Here is a 2261-nt window from a genome sequence, read left to right as displayed (position 1 = left end):
TAGAAAAGCTCGAAGCGATGACCGCGATCTGCTCGGTGGGGCTCGATATGATCGCGATCCCGCAGGATACGCCAGAGCAGACGATCGCCGCGATCATAGCCGACGAGGCCGCGATCGGCGTGATAAATCAAAAAACGACCGCCGTGCGCATAATCCCAAAAGGTAAAAAGGGCGACACGCTGGAGTTTGGCGGGTTACTCGGCAGCGCGCCCGTGATGAGCGTAAATAAAAACTCATCCGCAGACTTCATCGCCCGCGGCGGCCAGATCCCCGCGCCTATTCATAGTTTTAAAAACTAAATTTAACCCGCTTAAGGAGGAAAGATGAGAGCGTTTGCGTTATTTGCGGCAGTTTTGCTTTTTAGCGGCTGCTCCATAATCTCGGCATTTTATAGCAAGGAGAAAAAATTCGAGCTGGCGGGCTTGGGGCAAGACGGGGTTTATAGGACTTCGGATGGCAGCGGAGATACGCTAATAAAAATAACGTCCGCCCGCACAAAAGAGGGCGAGCCGTATCGCATAATCCACACGCTGGAAATTCCTAAAAATTCTACCCAGACGGATTTTGACAGCAACGATAAAGAGGTGTTTAAAATAGACTGCTCAAAGAATCGTTGCTCGCCCGAATATGACAGGGAGCCGAAAAGAATCGCCATTTCTTGGCCCGCACCGAATGGGGGCGGCATTTTTGACGGCGTCATATATCTAAAAAATTTACGGCTCGTAAAGGCGTATTAAATTTGCGGATTTAAAAGCGCGCAAAATTCGTAAAATTTAGCGAGTAAAATTCTAAGTCGCCGCGATGGAATTTTTTGGGCTTTAAATTCTGTGCTACGGGCGTGGAATTTTGAGTTAGAATTTCGGCGTGAAATTTCGCCGTAAGGCGCGGCGTTAAAATTTCATCGCCGCGCGAGACGGACGACAGCGGGTCTTTTGAAATTTTAAATTTTTAAAGCAAACTGCGTTAAAATTTTAAAATTTCAAATCGGCTCGCTTGTCATCGCTACTCGCACTTTATCGCTTATGCGGATTGTGTGAGGTTGTGTGTCGATACATATCGCGTCGCTTTTAAATTTAAAACGCTCGTCGTATCGCAGCAAGCAGCAAAATTTAACGGCGAGGTTGCGCCGCGTACCGATTTAAAAGCGCGCGGGCAGGACGGGCAAATTGCAGTAAGTATTTTCTACGCGCGATCGCGCAAATAAGGAGGCAAAATGCAAGGAAGTTTCAAAAGCTCCGGCGGCAGTTTAGGCGGTTCGGGCGGCATGGGCGGCGGCTTCGGCGGTATGCAAAACCCCTTCAATCGCGACAAGCTCGCAGATGCAAGGCGCTTCGGCATCATATCGGCCGCGCTTATGCTGATTTCTGTGCTTACGGAGCACCTACCGGGCGGCGAGGGGCTTTTTAGCATCAGGGCGTGTCTCGGTCTGGGCTCGCTCATCCTTCTTTACCGTGCGGCGAAAGGCATCTCCGAGCTTGCGGGCAGTGATACCGTCTCCAACGTCAAATTTATAATTATCACCGCGATTGCCTATGCGGTTGCTTCGATATTGCAAAACCGCGCCTTTACGATTATCGGCGCGCTGGCGGTTCTGTTTTTCATAGCTAGGCTCTATTACGGGCTGTATAAAGACACGCAAAACGCGCTATTTCTGATCGCCGTGGGGGTTTCATTCGCGGGCGGCATACTGTCCGTCATCTCAGGCGACGGCTCGCGCATATCCGTGCTGATGGACTTTGCAGCGCCTGCGGCATTTTTGTTCGCGTGGCTTCGGATGAAAAAGATCGCCTAGCGTTTTTGTGCCTGCCCGCTTAAAAAGCGGCGAAATTCTATTTCGGCGGGGATTAAACACAGCGCGCAAAAAACGGGTGTGGCATCAAAATTTTAAAAGATGACGCGAAAATAGAGGCGGAGATAAAATGCAAAAAATGGCTTGGGAATTTGGCGAGCTTGAAAAGGTCGCGACGGACGAGGGCTTTATTTGGTACGCGGAACTAAAAAGCGAAAGCTTCGGTGAGGTGCCGTTTTGCCTCGTGTCTGCAGACACGGCGGATGTGGACGATGAGGGGTCTTGCTCGCGCAGCGACGCCTGGGACATCGATCGGTACGTAAAAGACGCCCTCGCCTTCCTGCGAGACGAGCTTAGGCGCGAGTATCGTTTGGGCGAGGATGAGCTTAGGCTGCTTGACGTGCCCGTTTGCGATCTGCCGTTTGAGCTGCCGCAATGCACGTTTTACGCGCGCGATACGCAGTGGCTGATG

The 2261-nt window shown here is 51.2% G+C and carries 4 protein-coding genes; all 4 read left to right on the top strand.

Features of this window, described 5'->3' with window-relative positions; all coding sequences use genetic code 11:
• On the top strand, window positions 1-299 hold a 299-nt coding region (locus tag Q0257_RS05195; RefSeq protein WP_298022419.1), incomplete at its 5' end, for a DUF711 family protein.
• Between the two features lie 24 nt (window positions 300-323).
• Window positions 324-737: a hypothetical protein gene (locus tag Q0257_RS05190; protein WP_298022416.1), complete on the top strand. Its 414-nt coding sequence runs from the start codon at window positions 324-326 to the stop codon at window positions 735-737.
• Between the two features lie 476 nt (window positions 738-1213).
• Window positions 1214-1792 (top strand): hypothetical protein, encoded by a 579-nt coding sequence (locus tag Q0257_RS05185; protein ID WP_298022413.1) that lies wholly within the window; start codon window positions 1214-1216, stop codon window positions 1790-1792.
• A gap of 127 nt (window positions 1793-1919) precedes the next feature.
• On the top strand, window positions 1920-2261 hold a 342-nt coding region (locus tag Q0257_RS05180), incomplete at its 3' end, for a hypothetical protein (RefSeq protein WP_298022408.1).

This window comes from uncultured Campylobacter sp., assembly GCF_938018035.1.
Classification (GTDB): domain Bacteria; phylum Campylobacterota; class Campylobacteria; order Campylobacterales; family Campylobacteraceae; genus Campylobacter_B.
Note: the sequence above shows the minus strand (reverse complement) of the source record. Positions and strands in the feature narration are given on the sequence as shown.

Excerpts from the sequence above, each read along its gene's own strand:
- Q0257_RS05190 (WP_298022416.1), top strand. The coding sequence starts at position 324 with ATGAGAGCGTTTGCGTTATTTGCGGCAGTTTTGCTTTTTAGCGGCTGC.
- Q0257_RS05185 (WP_298022413.1), top strand. The coding sequence starts at position 1,214 with ATGCAAGGAAGTTTCAAAAGCTCCGGCGGCAGTTTAGGCGGTTCGGGC.